15 protein-coding genes and 2 pseudogenes are annotated in these 19,576 nt (G+C 59.7%); 4 read left to right on the plus strand and 13 right to left on the minus strand.

Translation table 11 applies throughout. The features are described from left to right. The 4 genes and pseudogenes from EOA22_RS38615 to EOA22_RS03720 all read right to left on the minus strand — a co-directional run. Positions 1–518 (minus strand): annotated as a pseudogene (locus EOA22_RS38615) (ABC transporter substrate-binding protein); the annotation flags it as partial. Positions 519–672: 154 nt separating this feature from the next. Further along, complete coding sequence (locus tag EOA22_RS03710) at positions 673–1,017, minus strand: peptidase inhibitor family I36 protein (RefSeq protein WP_024501320.1); 345 nt, start codon at positions 1,015–1,017, stop codon at positions 673–675. Positions 1,018–1,095: 78 nt separating this feature from the next. Further along, a complete protein-coding gene (locus EOA22_RS03715) occupies positions 1,096–1,944 on the minus strand; it encodes a DUF1194 domain-containing protein (RefSeq protein ID WP_063168208.1) in 849 nt (282 codons plus the stop codon). Between the two features lie 94 nt (positions 1,945–2,038). Further along, complete coding sequence (locus EOA22_RS03720) at positions 2,039–4,600, minus strand: FAD-dependent oxidoreductase (RefSeq protein WP_063168209.1); 2,562 nt, start codon at positions 4,598–4,600, stop codon at positions 2,039–2,041. Between the two features lie 553 nt (positions 4,601–5,153). Between EOA22_RS03720 and EOA22_RS03725 the strand changes: the two genes are divergently transcribed. From EOA22_RS03725 to EOA22_RS03740, 4 genes are all read left to right on the plus strand, one after another. Further along, entirely contained in the window at positions 5,154–5,609 is a 456-nt protein-coding gene (locus tag EOA22_RS03725) for a hypothetical protein (protein ID WP_127224123.1), read from the plus strand. A 9-nt stretch (positions 5,610–5,618) separates the two neighbouring features. Further along, positions 5,619–7,460, plus strand: a complete 1,842-nt coding sequence (locus tag EOA22_RS03730; RefSeq protein WP_063168211.1) for a hypothetical protein — start codon at positions 5,619–5,621, stop codon at positions 7,458–7,460. 106 nt (positions 7,461–7,566) lie between these two features. After that, the gene (locus tag EOA22_RS03735) at positions 7,567–9,408 is read left to right on the plus strand and encodes a type I secretion system permease/ATPase (RefSeq protein WP_063168212.1); all 1,842 of its coding nucleotides are present in this window, start codon (positions 7,567–7,569) and stop codon (positions 9,406–9,408) included. After that, the gene (locus EOA22_RS03740; RefSeq protein WP_063168213.1) at positions 9,395–10,705 is read left to right on the plus strand and encodes an HlyD family type I secretion periplasmic adaptor subunit; all 1,311 of its coding nucleotides are present in this window, start codon (positions 9,395–9,397) and stop codon (positions 10,703–10,705) included. Before EOA22_RS03735 ends, EOA22_RS03740 begins: the two co-directional genes overlap by 14 nt. Positions 10,706–10,751: 46 nt before the next feature. Here the strand turns inward: EOA22_RS03740 and EOA22_RS03745 are convergent, their stop codons facing one another. The 9 genes and pseudogenes from EOA22_RS03745 to EOA22_RS03785 form a co-directional block, all read right to left on the minus strand. After that, complete coding sequence (locus tag EOA22_RS03745) at positions 10,752–11,510, minus strand: FkbM family methyltransferase (protein ID WP_063168214.1); 759 nt, start codon at positions 11,508–11,510, stop codon at positions 10,752–10,754. Further along, the gene (locus EOA22_RS03750; RefSeq protein WP_063168215.1) at positions 11,507–12,739 is read right to left on the minus strand and encodes a glycosyltransferase 87 family protein; all 1,233 of its coding nucleotides are present in this window, start codon (positions 12,737–12,739) and stop codon (positions 11,507–11,509) included. Before EOA22_RS03750 ends, EOA22_RS03745 begins: the two co-directional genes overlap by 4 nt. Positions 12,740–12,760: 21 nt before the next feature. Next, positions 12,761–14,191, minus strand: coding sequence for an aspartate aminotransferase family protein (locus EOA22_RS03755; RefSeq protein WP_244514351.1), 1,431 nt, complete (start codon positions 14,189–14,191; stop codon positions 12,761–12,763). Between the two features lie 105 nt (positions 14,192–14,296). Then, positions 14,297–15,304, minus strand: coding sequence for an NAD(P)-dependent oxidoreductase (locus EOA22_RS03760; RefSeq protein ID WP_063168217.1), 1,008 nt, complete (start codon positions 15,302–15,304; stop codon positions 14,297–14,299). Then, positions 15,301–15,750 carry an EamA family transporter gene (locus tag EOA22_RS03765; RefSeq protein ID WP_063168218.1) on the minus strand — a complete coding sequence of 150 codons (450 nt, stop codon included), beginning with the start codon at positions 15,748–15,750 and terminating at the stop codon, positions 15,301–15,303. The genes EOA22_RS03760 and EOA22_RS03765 overlap by 4 nt, the downstream gene beginning before the upstream one ends. Positions 15,751–15,874: 124 nt before the next feature. Beyond that, positions 15,875–17,227 carry an FAD-binding oxidoreductase gene (locus tag EOA22_RS03770; RefSeq protein WP_063168219.1) on the minus strand — a complete coding sequence of 451 codons (1,353 nt, stop codon included), beginning with the start codon at positions 17,225–17,227 and terminating at the stop codon, positions 15,875–15,877. A 2-nt stretch (positions 17,228–17,229) separates the two neighbouring features. Next, a complete protein-coding gene (locus EOA22_RS03775) occupies positions 17,230–18,663 on the minus strand; it encodes a UbiA family prenyltransferase (RefSeq protein WP_063168220.1) in 1,434 nt (477 codons plus the stop codon). 206 nt (positions 18,664–18,869) lie between these two features. Continuing rightward, a complete protein-coding gene (locus EOA22_RS03780) occupies positions 18,870–19,133 on the minus strand; it encodes a hypothetical protein (RefSeq protein ID WP_023812335.1) in 264 nt (87 codons plus the stop codon). A gap of 156 nt (positions 19,134–19,289) precedes the next feature. Further along, positions 19,290–19,576 (minus strand): annotated as a pseudogene (locus EOA22_RS03785) (mechanosensitive ion channel family protein); the annotation flags it as partial.

Here is a 19,576-nt window from a genome sequence, read left to right on the forward strand (position 1 = left end):
TTCTGCCCGGCGAGGAAAGCTTGCGCCGCCGCATCAGGCTCCAGATTGACGACGGTGACGTCCTTCGTCGACATGCCGTTCTTGTTCAGCACCCAGGCGAGCATGAAATAGGGCGACGTGCCCGGCGCCGATGACGCGACGTTCTTGCCCTTGAGATCGGCGACGGTCTTGATGTTGTTGCGGGCGACGATGCCGTCGGCGCCGTAGGATTTGTCGAGCTGGAAGATCTGCTTGGTGGTGACGCCGCTGGCGTTCCACACCAGCCAGGTCTCCACCGTGGTGGCCGCGCATTGCAGGTCGCCGCTGGCGATGGCGAGCGGCCGGCTCGCTTGCGGCACCTTTTTCAGGGTCACGTCGAGTCCGTGTTTCTCGAAGATGCCCGCCTGCTTCGCAAGCGTCAGCGGCGCGAAGCCTGTCCAGCCGCTGATGCCGATAGTGACCGAGGTGGCAGCCATCGCCGGTGCCGACAGGCCGGCGGCAAGTGTCAGAGTTGCGGTAAGAACGGCGATCCTGTTCATGTCGGTTCCCCTTTTGTTTTTGCTGGGGAATTGTCTCACAGACGCCAATCGGCTTGTCAATGAACAGCTTGGTGAGGCAACCGGCAGGCCCGGCTCTGCTGTCGGCCAATGGCTACCACCGCCAGAAATCCATCGTGGCTAATCCAAAATGGCCTCAATAATCGTCGCAGGTGCACTCCGCCGACGATATACGGTCATTCCAGTCGCTGCCGCCGAAATCGCGGATCCGGCGCCGGATCTCGATCGAGCGGCCACCCATCCGGGAGTCCTCATAGGCAATGAGTGTGCAACCCCGGCGCACAATCACCGACGACACACGGTCGTTCCAGAACTGGCCGCCGCGAAAGTTCACGGAATCGTCGGGGCCCATACCGATGGACCGACCGCGAAAATTCGCGTGCTCGAACATCATGCAGGCGGGCTCATCATTGTATTGGGCGCTGGCGGCGTCGGCAAAAAGTACGGACGCGACAGCAGTCAGGATGGCTAGACGTTTCATCTGATGTTTCCTCGGTTTTTGCCGCGGCCCCTCCGACTGGATAGCGCGGTCCGGCCAATTTGCCAATGCTTCGGTCGCCTAGCGGCTGTCAAACATCCAGCTGCGGTTGCGCCACATTTTCTCGCCGACCAGGCAGTCGGTGGCGGGCTTGTCCTGCGCCAATACCACCGGCGGATGCGTGGCTTCTTCTGCCGCCCATTGCGGCGAGGCCGGGCCGGCGAGTTCCAGCACCAGCTTGCGACGGATGGCTTCGGGAAACTGCGTCCAGTCATTGACCGGAATCATGAAGGCTCCGGGTCCGCCGATGACGCAGTCGCTGTAGTAGCGATCGAGATTGCTGACTTCGTAGGCGCCGGAAAAACCGCCTCGCGTCATCAGCGGCAGGCCGTTGATGACGATGCCTTGCTTGATCAGATCGTCGCGGGTCAGGTTGACCGGCGCGCCTTGATTGTTGGGGCCATCGCCCGAAATGTCGATGACCCGCTTCGTGCCCTGGTAGCCGCTTTCGGCGAACAGGTCATTGCCGAACTCCAGCGCTCCGGAGATCGAGGTGCGCCGCGCGCTGTTGGGCGGCTGAGCGGATAGTTGCGCAACCACCCGCTCGGCGTCGGTGCGGCTGGCGATCACCGTCCACGGCACGATGACGCGCTGCCAGTTGGTGCCGGCCCATTCGACATAGGTGACGGCGATCTTGCCATAAGCGCCATCGGCAATGGCCTGCAGCACATTGTCGTGCGTCAGTGCCGCGGCGTAGCCGTGACGCTGGATCTCGAGTTCGTCCGGAGACATCGACAGCGAGACATCGACGGCCAGCACCAGCTCGACATCGACGGGCTCGTCAGCTTGGGCCGCGGGCGTCAACCAGAGCGTCAGTGCGAACGCGGCGCAGCCTGAAAGGAAATGTCTTGCGCAGGCAAAAGCAGACATGCCGCGAAGGTAAGCGAAAACCGTCGGCTTAAAAAGAGAAAAGCCCGGCCGATGGCCAGGCTTTTGCCTTCATGCCCTTTGCGCCGGCTAGCAATCAGCTGCGCGGCTTCAAATTCTCCGGATCGTAGAGCGGCTTGTAGCCGACAGCCGCCACTTCGACCGGATATGTCTCACCGAAATACTCGATCGTGAGCTTGCGGCCTTCCTGGGCGTACGCCCACGGCAGATAGGCAAGACCGATATTCTTGCCGATGGTCGGGCCATAGGCCATCGAGGTGGTGAAGGACCGCCGGCCGAGTTCGTCGACCAGCGTCTCGCCGGTCTTCGGATCCATCACCGGCATGGTGCCGACGGGATAGCGGGCAACGCCTTTGGAATCGACATTCTCGGTCATCACCAGCGTGCACAGCATGGCCGGCTGGTGCTCGCGGGCGCGGTATTCGACGTGCTTCGCCTTGCCGCAGAAATCGTTCTCCTTGACCTTTGGACGAGCGAGATCCGCTTCGAGCAGATTGTACTCGGTCAGAAGGTCGGCGTTCTGCAGGCGCAGGCTCTTTTCCATGCGGCGCGTGTTGGCATAGGTCTCCACGCCGAAAGGCATCACGCCGGTCGAGCGCAGCGCGTCCCACACAGCGAGACCGTCCTCGTAGCGCATATGCAGTTCCCAGCCCTGCTCGCCGACATAGGAGATGCGGAAAGCGGTGACGTCCTTGCCGCCGATCCGGACCGGCTTGATCGCCGCGAATGGGAAGTTCTCAACAGAGAGCCCGTCCGGGTTTTCGACCACCTTCTGCAAGGTCGCCCGGGCGTTCGGTCCCCAGATGCCGATGGTGACGAACTTCTCGGTCACGTCGGTGATGGTGACGTCGAAACCTTTGTCCTGTGCCGTGCGGCGCATGTACTGGAAATCGCGCGGGCCAGCATCCGCGCCGTCGATCAAACGACAGCGGTCGGCCATGCGAATAACGGTAAAGTCGGCCCGCACCATGCCTTCCTCGTCGAGGAAGTGGGTGTAGATGCCCTTGCCGATGTTGTTGTCGCCGCCAATCTTGGCTGCGCACAACCATTCCAGCAGCGCGACATGGTCTGGACCTTCGATGTCGTACATGGCGAAATGCGACAGGTTGACGATGCCGCAATCCTCGCTCATGGCGAGATGTTCGGCATTGGAGACGCGCCAGAAATGGCGGTTGTCCCATTCGTTCTCACGCACCGGCACCCGGTTGCCGTATTTCTCCAGGAGATGCTCGTTGGCGGCATAGCCGTGGGCGCGCTCCCAGCCGCCGAGTTCCATGAAATAGCCGCCGAGTTCCTTCTCGCGTTCCCAGAACGGCGAGCGCCGGATATTGCGGGCCTTGGAGAACGGCTCGCGCGGATGCACCGCCGGATTGTAGACCTTCATCGCCGTCTCGGTGCAGCGGTCCCAGATGAACTGCTCCTTGGTCTGGTGCGGATAGAACCGTGCATAGTCGATGGCATGGTGATCGATTGCGGTGCGGCCGTCGGTCATCCAGTCGGCGATCAGCTTGCCCATGCCGGGACCATCCTTGACCCAGATGGCAACGGCATACCACAGACCCCGCACCTTCTGGCTTTCGCCCATCGACGGGCCGCCGTCCGCGGTTACCTGGAGAAGTCCATTGAACGAATGGCTCTCATTATAGCCGAGTTCGCCGAGGATCGGCGTCAGTTCCATGGCGCGTTCGAGCGGCGCCAGGATCTGTTCCATGTCGAGATCGCGTTGCGACGGCGAAAGCCGCGCCTGGTCCTTCTCCAGCAGGTCGCGCGGGTGGCAAAGGCGCGGATTGGTCTCTTCGTAATAACCCCATTCGATCTGCCCGCCCTCGGCGGTCTTGGGATCACCGGTGTCGCGCATATAGGCCGAGTTGCCCTGGTCGCGCAGCAGCGGCCAGCCGATCTCCTTGCCGGTGCCGGCGAACTCGTTGTAGGGGCCGAAGAAGGTCAGCGGATGGTCGATCGGCATGACCGGCAGGTCTTCGCCGACCATTTCCGCTATCAGCCGGCCCCAAATCCCGGCGCAGACGACGACATAGTCGGCCTCGATGGTGCCGCGGTCCGTTACCACGCCTGATATGCGGCCGTCCTTGACGACCAGCGACCGGGCCGATGTGTTGGCGAAGGATTTGAGCTTGCCCGACGCTTCCGCCTGGTCGACCAGCTTGCCGGCGACCGTCTGCGAACGCGGGATGACCAGACCGGCATCGGGATCCCAAAGACCACCTTGAACAATCGCTTCTTCGATGAGCGGAAATTTTTCCTTGATCTCGGCCGGCTCGATCAGGCGCGCGCGCGTGCCAAACGCCTTGGCCGAGGCGATCTTGCGCTTGATTTCTTCCATTCGGCTGTCGTCGCCGACACGCGCGACCTCGAGGCCGCCGATACGCGCGTAATGACCCATCTTCTCGTAGAAATCGATGGAGTAGAGCGTCGTCCAGCACGACAGGAAATCGTGGCTGGTGGTGTAGCAGAAGTCGGAGGCGTGCGCCGTCGAGCCGATATCGGTCGGGATACCTGATTTGTCGATGCCGACAATGTCATCCCAGCCGCGTTCGATCAGGTGATGGGCGATCGATGCGCCGACAATACCGCCCAGGCCGACGATGACGACCCTCGCCTTTTTCGGAAACTCTGCCATTGCCCGCGACTCCAAAGTGATAAAGCGGGCGGACTATAGGGCGGAGCAGCAGCACGATTGAAGCCTGTTTGCGACATTGGCAAAAAGCCGAGCGACCAGACGGCAGAATGCTTCACACCGGGCGCCTGGGGCGGTTCGCTTTCCGGTAGGCTAACTCAGGCGAAGGCCCAGATGTCCTCGGCCTGGAAACCGACCTGATAGCTACGCATCGAGATCAGCATTATTATAAAAGATCTTACTTATATACTTCGATGAAAGATAAATCTGTAAGTATATTAATTGTTGCAATCGTTATGAGATATGGCATACTAATAACTTAACGAATTAGAGCGCATGCTGGGCGGGAAAACGCGTGCTCAAAGGTCGATTTTCAATTGCGCTCCTCTTGGCTTTGGTCACCTGCGGGCACTCGCAATCCGCATCACTCGACACTGGAGACGAACGTTTTCTCTGGCTCACCTCTTCGTCGATCGATCGCGTTGCCGTGACATACTCGCAGGGAACGCTCTATGTCCCCTCAGATCTATTTCGGGAACGAAATCCGAAGGCAACCATGGATATCAAGCAAGTCGCGCTACGACTGAGCTATCCTGAACTGAAAGCTGGCCGCGGGCCAAACCCCCAGATCCGGGGGGAGGAGGATCTGCTGCCGCTTTCGGACGCACTCGGAGTGGCGGCCTCCGTTCCAGGCGGCCCACTAAAAATTCATATTCCGCAAAACCTCCTGCTTCCAATTATAAATGACCTCGATGCTGGTATTAAATTCGCCTCGTTTCGCGTAAAGGATAATGCTAAGGGGTATCTCTCTCACAATATCTACTATATTTCCGCGCCGGATCCTATGTACATTATGTGCACTGGATATTCTTCTGTATCATCGTGCATGATGAGCTTTGATAGGGCTGGATTGCGCTGGATGATCATGGCGCCTCGTAAATATCTTCGAGAGGACGTCTCTAGGTTTCACAAACGTCTTTCGGCGCTGATTGATTCATTTTCTGAAAAATAGGAGCGTATCATGCCAACTTCACAGCAGATAAACGATATTAACTCTGCATATGCGCTTACCATCTCGACGGGTGACGCGTCTCATTACTACGATGCGCTTTCCGCCGCTGGCATCTACTATGGAAGCATGGCACATGGTGTCGTGAACGCCGACTCGTTAATCGGAATTGTTGCTAACAACTATGCCAAGAACAAAATAGATGGCGATTTCGCGTCAGGACTCTTTGACCAACGTCGCGATGCGCTCATGCTGGAACTCGCTACGCGTGACTACGCTCTTCGGTCAACACAAACTGATTGGAACCTTACGGGGCGGCAAATTTCCGACTATCATGATGCAGCATACCAAACTGTTTTCCCCGAGCTCTCAGGCGCGGCGGAAGGGTGGACACCCTACTACGAGGTTCGAGCTCTCAACGACTATGATTTCTGGCTGGTCACGTCGAGTGCGGATCTGTCTCAGTATCTATCCTACTTTAGAATGAATATTCCGCTGACAGTCGGCGATGCTACGGCGAAAAACTATGCGCTCCAATGGTTCCAGGATATGGATCCATTTGTGTTTAATCTATCTCAGATGAAATTTATTATCGGGGACGATGTTCTCGCCAAAAGCTTGCTCCAGTGGGCCGCTACCCATACGGGATTCTTGGATAGCAAGCAGTCATATCTGTTCGAGCAAAAACCGTATGCCCCAGCTAACGACACCGATGCGTCTGGTTTCCTTGGCAGGTTCATTCATGGTCTCCTGATTGAGGAGGCGGTTTCAGGAACCTCAAATATCCTGCATGCCAGCACTGACTACAAGGAGATATCGTTCGACCGGAGCGATCTCCCCACAACTCCCCATGGGACTGAGTTCGATCACGTGATCAACCAGACCATCGGCACCGCAAACGAGTTGACTCTTGCAGGGTACAATTCCGAGTGGATGCAATCGGATTCCTACAAACTGTCGAACCCTTACTATTGGGGGCTCGACCCGCATAACATCGTCAATATCAACGGCGCCACCTTCATAGCCGGAAATGCGGCAACATCGGCGAACAAGGATGGAAATCTGGTTGTCCTGCAGGGTGACGTTACCAGCTTCACCTTGAACAGCACCTCTCAGTTTATTCTTGTTGGGAATGAAAAGGACAACGAGATAACCTTGGTCAATCCGGATCAGGGATTTGTCTTTTCTGGCGCTGGAAATGACCACATCATAGTCTCGGGTGTTGCAGACAACAGCTGGGGTATAATCCTGCCGGTCATGATTGATACGGGCAGCGGGAACGACACGATCGAGTTCCAGGATTCGAGTCACTTTTTTGTCGGCTATGTCATGACGCCCGATGGCGGGCATGACGTCGCTGTTGGAAATCTAGAGAAGTATTGGCCATCAGATCCCGCTTCAGACTATTCTGCTCCCTTGAATAATTTCCTATTGTCTGGATTAAGCCTCACCGATCTGGATCTAGAGAAGACATTGGTCGCGCAGCGTACAACAACGATACATGCAAGTGAGCAATGGTATGAGATAGACTATGTTACGAACTGGTGGGATGTAAAATATACCCTCAGCGGCAATGACGGAGCCACTTCAATCGAAATTGGTACATATTCATTTAGCTCCAACAAGGCCTACTACATCAGTACCGATGTGCTTTATGGAGACTACACGGTAGACTTTGGTATGTCTTCAGAATGGACAGGGTCGGCGCATGTTATTAACGGGTACTTCGGCAGATCGCAGGTTTTTAATTCATTCTCGTTGGCTTATTTGGACGAAAATGACAACGCGCACAGCGTGGCAATGAACACCGTGTTTGATATGGGATTCGACCCAGCATGGCTTGTTGCCGCTTGAAGTATGTCTTGGGTGAGTCACCTCGGTCTGGATCAGTGGCAGTAACAAGCAATATGCTTGAGCTATGCATAGGATTTTGTGCTGAAGTAGGTGGAACGAGATCTCCATGACCCGATCCCCCGAGAAGATAGGTTCTGGGGGATTTGAAAGGTCACTTGTTGCGGCGAACAAGGCGGTAATCCTCGCAACAGCGGTGATAAGCGGCGTCATAAACGTATTGGCGCTAACTGCCCCCTTGTTCATGTTGCAGGTTTATGACCGTGTGCTTGCCAGCCACAGCGTCCCAACACTGGTCGGCCTCGGGATGCTTGCGTTCGGCCTATATGCCTTTCAATGCGGCCTTGACATCATTCGTGCCCGCGTTCTTCTACGCGTCGGTGAGCGGTTCGATCACCAGCTTTCCGGGCGCGTTCACGACGCAGTCGTCCGCCTTCCACTCGAAACTCGCATGCCCAGCGACGGATTGCAGCCGCTGCGCGATCTCGACAATGTACGCAATTTTCTCTCCGGACCCGGTCCGACCGCGTTTTTCGATTTACCTTGGATGCCCTTTTATCTCGGCCTGTGTTTTCTACTTCATTTCTGGCTTGGTATGACAGCAATGGTCGGCGCGATCTTGTTGGTCTCGCTTACCGTTATTACCGATGCGTCTTCCCGCAACCCAACTCGAGAGGCACTCCGGCATAACACGGTGCGCAATGCCTTGCTGGACGCGTCCCGTCGCAATGCCGAAGCTATACGTGCGATGGGGCTTAGCAATCGCATGACCGCGCGCTGGCGCCTTGCAAATTCGGACTACCTTGCGGCAAATCGCAGGGCCAGCGATGTTGTTAGCGGCCTAGGGGGCGTTGCAAAAACACTTCGTTTGGTTCTCCAGTCCGCAATCCTGGCAGTGGGTGCATGGCTCGCTATCGAGCAGCAGGTCACACCGGGGGTGATGATTGCCAGTTCCATCATAATGGGCCGCGCACTAGCGCCCGTCGAATTGGCAATCGGAAGTTGGAAAGTGTTCCTGATGGCGAGACAGAGTTGGATCCGCCTCAGGGATTTGCTGCTGATGATGCCTGAAGAGACAACTGTCTTGGCCCTGCCCAAACCGCAATGCGAACTGCGTGCCGCAGGCATCACCGTCGTTCCCCCTGGTGAGACGAAGCCGACGGTCTTCGCAGCAAACTTCGTCATGCGCGCGGGGAGCGCGCTCGGCATTATTGGCCCTAGCGGTGCGGGGAAGTCGACGCTTGCCCGCGCTCTCGTTGGCGCCTGGACCCCGGCGAGCGGCAAAGTGCGTATTGACGACGCGTCACTCGACCAGTGGGATCAGGAGGCAATCGGTCGCCACATCGGCTACCTGCCACAGGGGGGCGAACTTTTCGATGGCACGATCGCAGAGAACATCGCCCGCTTCGAATCCGACGCGAAGCCGGAGACAATTGTATCAGCCGCGATGGCGGCTGGCGTTCATGAGCTTATCCTGCAGTTTGATAAAGGATATGAAGCCCGCATTGGAGAAGCCGGATCATCCCTTTCGGCAGGGCAACGCCAGCGGATCGGCCTTGCCAGGGCACTCTACGCCGATCCGTTCCTCGTCGTGCTCGATGAACCCAATGCGAATCTTGACGCCGATGGCGAAGCTGCTGTTGTGAAGGCAATCGCGGCCGTGAGGGAACGCAAGGGGATCGCAATAGTTATAGCGCATCGACCGAGCGCGCTAGCTGCAGTCGATTTCGTTCTCATGATGGAGGCCGGTCGGGTCAAAGCCTTCGGACCACGCGACGAAGTTCTTTCGAAAATATCAAAGGTCCCTTCTCCGAATCCTACCATGGCTGGATATCCGGGCTTTTCTGTATCGGCCAGGATGCTCGCGCCCTTCAAGATGGTCGCAGATCCGAACGAGTCAAAGCCGGAGGTCGCTGAAATCTTGATGGAGGGATCCGATGCCAAACGTTGAGGCCGAATTGGTTTCAAGATCTATCCGGCGGCACCTCTTCATTGGCGGCACTTCCTGCCTTTTCTTGGTGGGAGGCATAGGCGGGTGGGCGGCCGCAACCAATCTCTCTGGTGCAGTCGTGGCTTCCGGCACCTTTGTCGTCGATAGCTATGTCAAGAAAATCCAACATTTGACTGGAGGCGTTATCAGCGAGATTCTCATCAAGGAGGGGCAGAAGATTGCTGCCGGAGATGTACTTGTGCGCCTCGATGCAACGCAAGCGCGGGCAAACCTTGGAATCGTCACCAAGAGGCTGGACGAATTGACTGCACGGCTCGCTAGACTTGAGGCCGAGCGCGACGACGAAGACCAGATTGCGTTTCCAGGAACTTTACTTTCCCGGCTTGACAACACCGATATCGCCGCAGCCGTTCAGAGTGAGCGTCGACTGTTTGAGTTCAGGAAGGAAGACCGAGCGGGGAAGAAGTCCCAGTTGCGCGAAAGAATTAAGCAGTTCGCGCATGAGATCGATGGCCTGAAGTCTCGCGAAACAGCCTTTGATCGTGGGCTCTCTGTGCTTGATGCCGAGATCGCCTCGCTTCAAGTGCTCCGGGCAAAGGGCATTGTTTCTGTGTTGCGATTGAACGACCTGGAGCGAGAGGCGGCGACCCTCGGCGGTGATCGAGGCGAGGCGATGGCCGGCCAGGCTCAAGCAGCAGGCCGAATATCGGAAGCTAGACTGCAGATCCTGCAGATCGACTCCGACCTGAAAACTGAAGTGAGCGCCGAACTTCGTGAAGTGCAAGGTCAGATCGGAGAATATATCGAGCGAAAGATCGCGGCCGAGGATCAACTCAAGCGAATCGACATCATCGCTCCACAGGCTGGCATCGTGCACCAACTGGCATTTCACACTGTCGGCGGCGTCATTTCGCCAGGGGATGTGATTATGTCGATCGTTCCCGATAGCGGCGGGCTCGCGCTGGATGCCCAGATCGCACCGCGCGACATCGACCAGATTGAGCTTGGGCAGAAGGCAGTGCTACGCCTCTCGGCATTCAATCAGCGTACCACGCCAGAACTCAATGGGACGGTTGTCCGTATTGCAGCTGACCTGACGACTAACGAGCGCTCAGGATCTTCCTACTATCAGGTGCGCTTCGTGGTAGCGCCCGAAGAACTGGCGCGGCTAGACGGACTCATTGTTCTTCCGGGAATGCCCGTTGAGGCCTTTATCAAGACCCACGAACGGTCTGCGTTTTCATATTTCGTGAAGCCGCTTTCCGATCAGATCAGTCGTGCGTTCAGAGAGGACTAGGCCACGTCTTTGTAGCAATGGAGGGGGTCGTCTGCTCTATCTTCCTTCACACGAAGGCCCAGATGTCCTCGGCCTGGAAACCGACCTGATAGCCTGATGTCTTCAGCTTGACCACGACCTGGCCGATCTCGGCGGCCGGCAGCGCGCCGACCTCGACCTTGATCATGCCGGGACGGTAGCGCTTGAGGTCGAGTTGTTCGAAGACGATCCAGTCGGCGCCCTCGCAATCGACGAGGAAGGCGTCGATATGGGTGATGCCGTTGCGGTCGAGCAGCGTCAGCAAGGTCTCGGATGGCACCTCGATGTCCCTGAGATGCGGCGCGAACTTGTTGAAGTTGGCGTCGGCCTCGCCCCAGGCATTCTTGCCCGACATCAGATTGGTGTCGGTGACCGACGAACAGCCGATGAATTCGATGGGCAGCGTGCCGGCCTCGAGCGCGGCGGCATCGAAAGTGTGGACGGTGATCGTGCCCTTTGTCTTCGTCACCGCCACCGGCTCGATGATGAAGCGGCTGATGTCGGGGTAGTTGGCGCGCAGCCGTTTCTGATTGTAGGGGATCGGCTCGACCAGCATCGCGCGTGCACCGGGAATCCTGTGCAGCCACGGCGTCACATCGTCGAAGAGCGCGCCGTCGCAGGCGCCGACATTGACCATCTGGAACGGCCGCCCCGCCCCACCAAACCGCGCCTTCAGCGCTGCCTTGGCCAGGAATTTCGTGCCGCGCAGCGACGGCCCGCGATCGAGAACGCCACTGGGAAGACCGAGCGACAGGGCAACGCGCGCCAGGCTGGATAGCGAACTCATGACTTGTCTCCGGGAATGATTTGCATGGCAGCGCGATTCTGGCCGCGAGCCACGGCCGCCCACAACGCCATGAACGGCGTCGCCAGCAGCAGGAATGGCGGGATCAGATGCGGGAAATAGATGCGCGTGTCGTGGATCGGGAAGACGGTGAACTTCGCCAGCGCGCCGAGCACCAGTGCCGCGAACAGGATGCCGGCGCGGCGGTCGAGGCGGAAGCCGGCGCGGTCGGCAGCAAACCAGCCGGCCAGTGCCAGCACCGACACGCCGACCCAGCTGTTCAGGCTGACGGCACGCAGCAGCGAGGTGGCAAATGCCCTGAGATAGGCAACGATGGAGAATGGCGGCTCGAACCCGTCCATATTGTAATGCTGCTCGATGCTGGAGAACCACAGATGCGGCCACCAGCCGGGATGATGCGCCCAGTGCGAGATGGCGAAATAGGCAACGAAGGAAGCGGCAAAGCCGGCCAGCGCGCCCCATGCCCTCTGCCGGAACGCAACCAGCAGCACAGCAAAAACAGCAAGGAAAACAATGTTGTCCGGGCGCACCATGAAGGCGAGGAAGAGCAGGATCGCCGTCGCCACCTCGCGGCCGCGGACATAGGCATAAAGCCCGCCCAGCAACAGCGCCGATGTGAGCAGATCCGGCGTTGAGGCGCGCGCCGCATCGCCGAAATCGGCCATGATCAGCACCGCGCCGACCACCGGCGCCAAGGCCAGTGCCCCCTCGGAGCGCAGCCACATCAGGGCGATCGCGCCGAACAGCAGCACGGAGAACACTGAGACCAGGCGCATCGCCTCGACCGGCGACATCACCGCGCTCATCGTCGACAGGATCTCGGCATAGAGGAACTTGATCCGGTACATGCCGAGCAATGAATGGAAGTCGGCGGCATTCTCCGCCATGTGGCTGCGGAAGCCGCCGCCATCGTCGGTCAGCGCCTTGTAGTCACCGGCCGACACGCCCGATTTGACAGTGTTGTAGGCATAGTCATGCAGCGCCTGTGCATCGGGATAGGTGCCTTCCTCCGCTATGGCGAGATAGGGCAGCATGTCCCAATTGGCGTCGGGCATCACCCACGCGGTGAACGCTGAAAAAAGAATGTAGAGCGCGAAGGCCGCGGCGCCGATCGGTGCCGCCAGCCGCGCATAAGTCCCCACGCCCCACGCCAGACCGGCCCCGGTGAGCCGGTCGAGTGGGTTCTGTGGAGCGGGCGACTTGGTCAGCATGTCTACTCAGCGAGTTTCGGTTTAACGGACCTGGCTTTTGACGAAATCCTTCACGATCGACACGATGCCGCGCGACAGCAGACTGTCGAAAGCATCGACGAAACGATCGACATGCTCACGCTGGCAGATCAGCGGCGGCTCCAGCCGGATGACGTTGCGGTTGTACTCGGTGAAGGCGACCAGCACGTCGTAATCGCGCAGCAGCAGCGCGCCGACGAAGCCCGACAGCGAGCCCTTCAGCTTGTCGTCGAGCACGCTGACGATCGGCCGCAGCACCATCGGCAAGGTCTGCGAGAAGTCGTGGAACTCCAGGCCGACCATAAAACCCTTGCCGCGCACATCCTTGATGATCTTCGGGTACTTTTCCCTGAGCGCCTGCAGGCGCTGCAGCAAATAGTCGCCGGTGACGGCGGCATTGTCGATCAGCCCCTCGTCGTAGAGCACGTTGAGCCCCTCGATCGCGGTGACGCAGGCCTCGCCCATGCCGCCGAAGGTCGCCATGGCATGGATCATCGCCGTTTTCGGCGTGCCATAGGCCTTCATGTAGACCTCGCGCCGCGCGATCATGGCTCCCACCGCCGCCTTGCCGGCGCCGAGCGACTTGGCCAGCGCGGTCACATCGGGAATGACGCCGTAATGCTCGAAGGCGTAGAAGCGGCCCGAACGGCCGTAGCCGCACTGCACTTCGTCGGCGACCCACAGCACGCCGTACTGATCGCACAGCGCGCGCAGCTTCTGCCAATATTCGGCCGGCGCCTGAATGATGCCGCCACCGCCCTGGATGGTCTCGAGCACGATGACCCCGACCTCCGGATCGGAGCGGAACAGGCGCTCGACCGCCTCGATGTCGGCGAACGGGATGCGGACCGTGTTTTCCGCCACCTTGAAGTCGGCGCGGTAAAGCTGGCCGTCTGTGATGCCCAGCACGCCCTTGGTCTTGCCGTGGAAGGAATTCTCGGCATAGACGATCTTCGGCCGCTTCGGACCGGCCGCGCGCTCGGCGAGCTTCACCGCCGCTTCCATCGCTTCCGAGCCGGACGAACCCAAAAATACCATGTCGAGATCGCCGGGCGAGCATTTGGCGATGTTGTGCGCAAGCGCTGCCGCATATTGCGACATGAAGGCGATGGCGATTTCCTGGCGCTTCTCCTCCTGGAATTTCTTGCGTGCTTCCAGGATGCGCGGATGATTGTGGCCAAAGGCCAGCGAACCGAAGCCGCCGAAGAAGTCGAGGATCTTGCGGCCGTTCTGGTCGATGTAGAACATGCCTTCGGCACGCTCGATCTTGATCTTGTGGAAGCCGAGCAGCTTCATGAAGTGGAACTGGCCGGGGTTGAGATGCGCCTTGAACAGGTCGGTCATGCGGGCGACATCCATCGCCTTGGCTTGTTCGACGCTGATCAAATCGGGCTTGGCGATGGTGACAGGCGACAGCGCCGGCGCGCTGACCATGGTGCGCAAATTGGTCTGTTCGGGCTTGGCCATGACGGTCATTTCAATCTCCTGTCTGCGCGCACGACCAGGATCGGGCGCAACGAAAGCTGTTTTTGCAAGCCGCTATTCGGCGGGCACATGTTTGGTGGCGACGGCGTGACCGGCTTTCTTTGCGCGGTACTCGCTGTAGGCGGCGATCAGCATGTCCTCGTCGCGATATTGCGGCACCCAGCCGAGCTGACGCCCGGCCTTGGACACGTCGAGCACGCAATCCTCGTCGGCGATCAGATACTGTTCCGGGTCCATGATCGGCATGTTCAAGAGGTCAAGCAGGTCCAGCGTGCGCTTGACCGCCCAGCCCGGTGTCGGGATCAGGATCGATTTCGAGCCGGCATGCCTGATCAGATCGCCGAGCAATTTCTTGACCGGCGGCGGATTGAGCGAACCGAGATTATAGGCCTCGTTTGGCACGCCGGCCTTCCAGGCCGCGCGCGCAGCCTCGGCGCAGTCGAACACCGAGATGAACTGATAAGGATTCCTGCCCGAACCGATCATCGGCACGGGAAGGTTCCAGTCGATCAGCTTGAACAGTTTTTCCAGAATGCCGAGCCGGCCGGGACCGATGATCAGGCGCGGGCGAAACAGCGAGATCGACATGCCGCGCTTGCGCCATTCGGCGGCGAGCTCCTCTGTCTTCTGCTTCGACCAGCCATATTCGCCCAGCGGCGCCACCGGGTGCTCCTCGGTCATCGGCTGCGTGACCGTGTGGCCGTAGATCATGTCGGTCGTGTAGTGGACGAGTTTTGACGCACCGGCTCCGTCCATGGCCTGCATGATGTGCTCGGTGCCATGGAAATTCACAGGGAAGAAGAAATCGTGCCGCTTGGCGCGCACCTGGATCGGCGATAGCATCTTGGCCGACAAATTGTAGACCATGTCGTCGGCCCTGAGCCCAACCGCGGTGACCGAGGTCGGGTCGGTGACGTCGCATTGGATAAAGCGGACGGTGCGGTAGTGCGGCAGGTCGCTCTTGACGATGTCGGCGACGACAACCTCTTCACCATCGGCCACAAGTTTCGGGGCAAGATGGCGGCCGACGAAACCGTCGCCGCCGAAAATCACATGTCTCATCGAACGATCTCGTTTGCTTGGATCTTGTCGGGCGTGATGGAAGCGGTCTGGTCCTCATGCCCTTGCTCACCCAAATCCCGCCCACTTTGCGCGATCAGCACCGTGCCGACGCAGATGAAGGCGATACCGGCGATCCGCCAGCCATTGAGGTCCTCGCGGAAGACGAAATAAGCGAAGATGGCGACGGCAACATAGGCGAGGCTGAGGAACGGGTAGGCGAAGGAGAGCTCGACCTTGGACAGCACATAGAGATGCGAGGCCATCGAGATGACGAAGGTACACAGGCCAAGGAACACCCAGGGGCTGAAGACGATCTGCAGCAGCTTGACGAGCGGATTGACGCCCTCGAACGAGATCGGTCCGAGCGACATCATGCCTTGCTTCAGCATCAGCTGCGCGGCGGCATTGGTCATGACGGTAAAGAGAATGAAGACGATGTATTTCATGTGTTCCAAGCCACCCCTTCGCGCTTCCTATTACAAACCCGCAAACATTTGGTGAAGTCCCAACAATATTTTGAGTAAATCTCGTTATTAATCATCAATTAACCAAGAATTATTCGAATTTTATCTATTCGGCTGCTTCGACCGCGCCTCGTCGCGCATCCAGTCTCTTCGCGGTGCGCGCCCAGGAATCAGACATGAAGGCGTGGTCGCGGAGCCCTTCCAGCCGCTGCCATTCGGGAAAGGACGAAGCGAAGATTTCGGCCCCCATGCGGGCGTCCTTGTACGGATTGACCGCGCCGCCGGCCTCGACCGTGATGCGGTCGAGTTCCCGCAGCAGTGTCAGCGTCGTGGCGCCCCTGTTGGGGAAATCCAGTGTCAGCGTGTAGCCGGGACGCGGAAACGACAGCAGCGCCGGCGAGCGGATGGAGCCGAAGCGTTTCAGCACCGTGAGGAACGAGCCCTGCCCGGCTTGCCTTGCAGCCGCCAGCAATGCCGGCACGGCCTCGCGCGCCGTCTCTTCCGGCACCACGCTCTGGTGCTGGAAGAGCCCTTTCGGCCCATAAAGCCGGTTCCAGTCGCGCACGCCGTCAAGTGGAAAGAAGAAGCCCTGATATCCGGCCTGGCGCGGCACCGTTGCTCGGCTCTTCCTCCACCTGTAGGCAGCGTTGAAGGCGGTCAGGAACGGCCGGTTGAGCACATTGAACGGCGGCTGCACCGGTACCGAGAAATTGCCGCCGACGCGCGAGGCGGCATGCGAGCCGTGCTCGGCGTGATTGCCCGACAGCAGCAGGCCACGACCGCTGTTGCGGCCGCCGGCCAACTGATCGATCCAGGCGACCGCATATTCGTTGGCCTGATCGGCCGCCTCGGCCAGGTCGAAGAATTCGCAGAGATCACGAAACGGCGTCGCCTTTTCGACGATGTCGAGGGAATGCACCCGCATCAGCCGGATCGAGGCCGACAGGATGAGGCCGGTCAGCCCCATGCCGCCGATCGTCGCCGCAAACAGCCGCGTATTGTCTGTCGCCGAGCAGCGGTGGGTCTTGCCGTCGGACCTGAGCAGCGTGAAGCTCTCGACATGGCAGCCGAAGGTGCCGCGCCGGTGATGGTTCTTGCCATGCACGTCATTGGCGATGGCCCCGCCGAGCGTGACGAATTGCGTGCCTGGCACAACGGCGGGGAAGAAGCCGTAGGGGGCGGCGTGGGCGATGATGTCGGACAACAGCACGCCGGCCTCCGCCTCGAGAACACCGGTTTCGGCGTTGAAGGCGTGGATCCGGTTCAGCGATCGCATATCGACGACCGCTCCGGCCCCGTTCTGGCAGGAATCGCCGTAGGAGCGGCCATTGCCATAGGCAAGCAGCGACGCCGGCTTGGCCTGACCGCCCTTCAGCAGCGCGATCGCCTCGTCGGCACCGATGGCGCGCGGCGCCGGCGGCGTGGCAAGGCCAAAGCTTGGGAAACGTCCGGCGGCCATGCCTACCAGCCCCCGATGACCAGCATCACCGCACCGATCAGCACCACGATCTGGCTGCGCCAGTCGCGGATGATGAAGACGACCGGATCGTCATGCATCTCGTTGCGGCGCGCCAGGATCCAGACGCGCATGGTAAGATAAAGCACGATCGGCGCCAGCGGCCAGATCAGCCATGGATGCGGATAGAGTTCCCGCACCGCGACACTGTCCATGTAGAGCGCCAGCACCAGCGCCGAGGAGAAGGCCGAGGCCATGCCGGCCTGGGCGACGATCTCCTGGTCTTCGGTGCGATAGCCGCGACCGGCAATGCGCTCGCCGGGCGGAATGGCGGTGGTGCGCAGTTCGACGAAGCGCTTCACCAGCGCCAGCGACAGGAAGAAGAAGATGGAGAAGGCCAGCAGCCAGAACGAGACGTCGACGCCGGTCGCCGCCGCACCGGCCAGGACGCGGATCGTGTAGAGGCCGGCGAGCGTCAGCACATCGACCAGCAGCATGCGCTTGAACGACAGCGAATAGGCGGTGGTGACGACCATGTAGCCGCCGAGCACAGCCATGAATTCGGGCGACAGGAACAGCCCGGTGCCGATGCCGATCGCCAGAAGCACCGCGATCGCCCCAAGTCCGAACGGGATCGACAGCGCGCCGCTGGCGAACGGCCTGTTGCGCTTGGTGAGGTGTTTGCGGTCGAGCGCGAGGTCGAAGAAATCATTGAGGATGTAGATGGCCGATGCCACCGCGCTGAACGAGACGAATGCCAGCAGGCATTCCCAGATCATGTCGGTGTTGAAATATTCATGCGAGAGCACCATCGGCACTGCGATCAGCGAATTCTTCAGCCACTGATGCACGCGCAGCATCTTGACGATGGTCCGCAAAGTGGGCTTCGGCGCCGACACCGTCTCGGCGCCATGTGCCGCCTGCCAGCGCGCGGCATGGCGGTCGGGCGCGACGACGATCGCGTTGCGTGCGGCATCGAAGACCTGGAGGTCATGGCGGCTGTTGCCGGCGTAGTCGAAACCGCCATCGCCATAGGCTGCGATCAGCGAGGCGCGCTTCCTGCCCGAGGTGAGATTGGCGAGACCATCGGTGGCCAGCACCTGGTCGAAAATGCCGAGATGGGCCGCGATGGCGTCGGCGAACTTGCGCGGCGTACCGGTCGCCAGCACGATCTTGCGGCCCTCGGCGTGCTCGGTCCGGAGGCGGCAAAGCAGCACCTCGCGATAGGGCAGCGATGCCGGATCGATGTCGATGCGCTGCGCGATCGCCTGCTTCAGCCGCGCCGGCCCGCCGGCGATCCAGAACGGTACGAGGAAGATATAGAGCGGGTTCTTCTTGAGAAGGATGAACAGCCCTTCCCACAACAGGTCGGTTGCGATCAGCGTGCCGTCGAGATCGACCGCAAGCGGTATTGCGTTCCTGTCCGATCGCGCATCCATGTCCGTCCTGCCCTGCCCGCGTAGAGTTGCGCGCCGCTTTTCGGCGTCTTGAGGCTGGTATAGCGGGCGATGGCGTAGCGAACGTTAAAACGCACGGTTGCAGACGGCTGCCATGGCGGTATTTCCGGTGTCATTGTTAAACAACCGCTACCGGAAACGATAAAAGGCCGGGCAAATGCCCGGCCTCTACAATCGTGACGCCAAGATTACTTGATGCGGGCGACACCGCCCGAGATCTCGACCGTTTCCGAACCGGTCAGGGCTTCGAGATCGCCATTGGGCAAGGTGACGAAGCAGCCGTTCGGGCAGAACTCAACCGTTTCGCCACCGGCCAGCGCAAGGTCGGTCTTGCTGCCGCCCTCCGTTACGACCAGCGTGCGGGTCTCGGCGTCCTTGTTGACCGCGCTCGCGGCATGGACCGAGCCGATGGCGGCGACCAGGGCGACTGCAGCGACGAGAGACTTCCACATGGTGCAATATCGGTGTTCCCACCGCCTCTGTTGCATTTGGCAAGGCATTTTCGCCTTTGCATGGAGCTTATATGAGATGGAAGCTGAACCGCAACTGAATGCCCCATTCATGCCGCAATCGATTCCGGGCAGGATTGAGGTCGACGGAGTCCGAGCCTAGTCCGGGTCCGGCTTCTTGGTTTTGCGAGACTTGACCAGTCGCTTCTTCTCCGCCTCGGCTTCGGCCCTTATCTGCTCCTGTTCGGCGAAGTCGGCCTCGATCTTGTCGTCGTCCGTCGGCCAGGCCTTGGGCTTGTGGGCCTCGACCACGGCGCGCGGCGTCGAGGGGATCTCGATGTGTTCGCTGCTGAATTTTTCGAGGACGGCAAAACGGATGTCGTTCTGCGCGATGTTGCCGTTCATCACGTCGGCCAGGAAGACGCGGATTTCGAATTCCAGGGCGG

This window comes from Mesorhizobium sp. M7A.F.Ca.US.014.04.1.1, from assembly GCF_003998745.1.
GTDB classification, from domain to species: Bacteria; Pseudomonadota; Alphaproteobacteria; order Rhizobiales; family Rhizobiaceae; genus Mesorhizobium; species Mesorhizobium ciceri.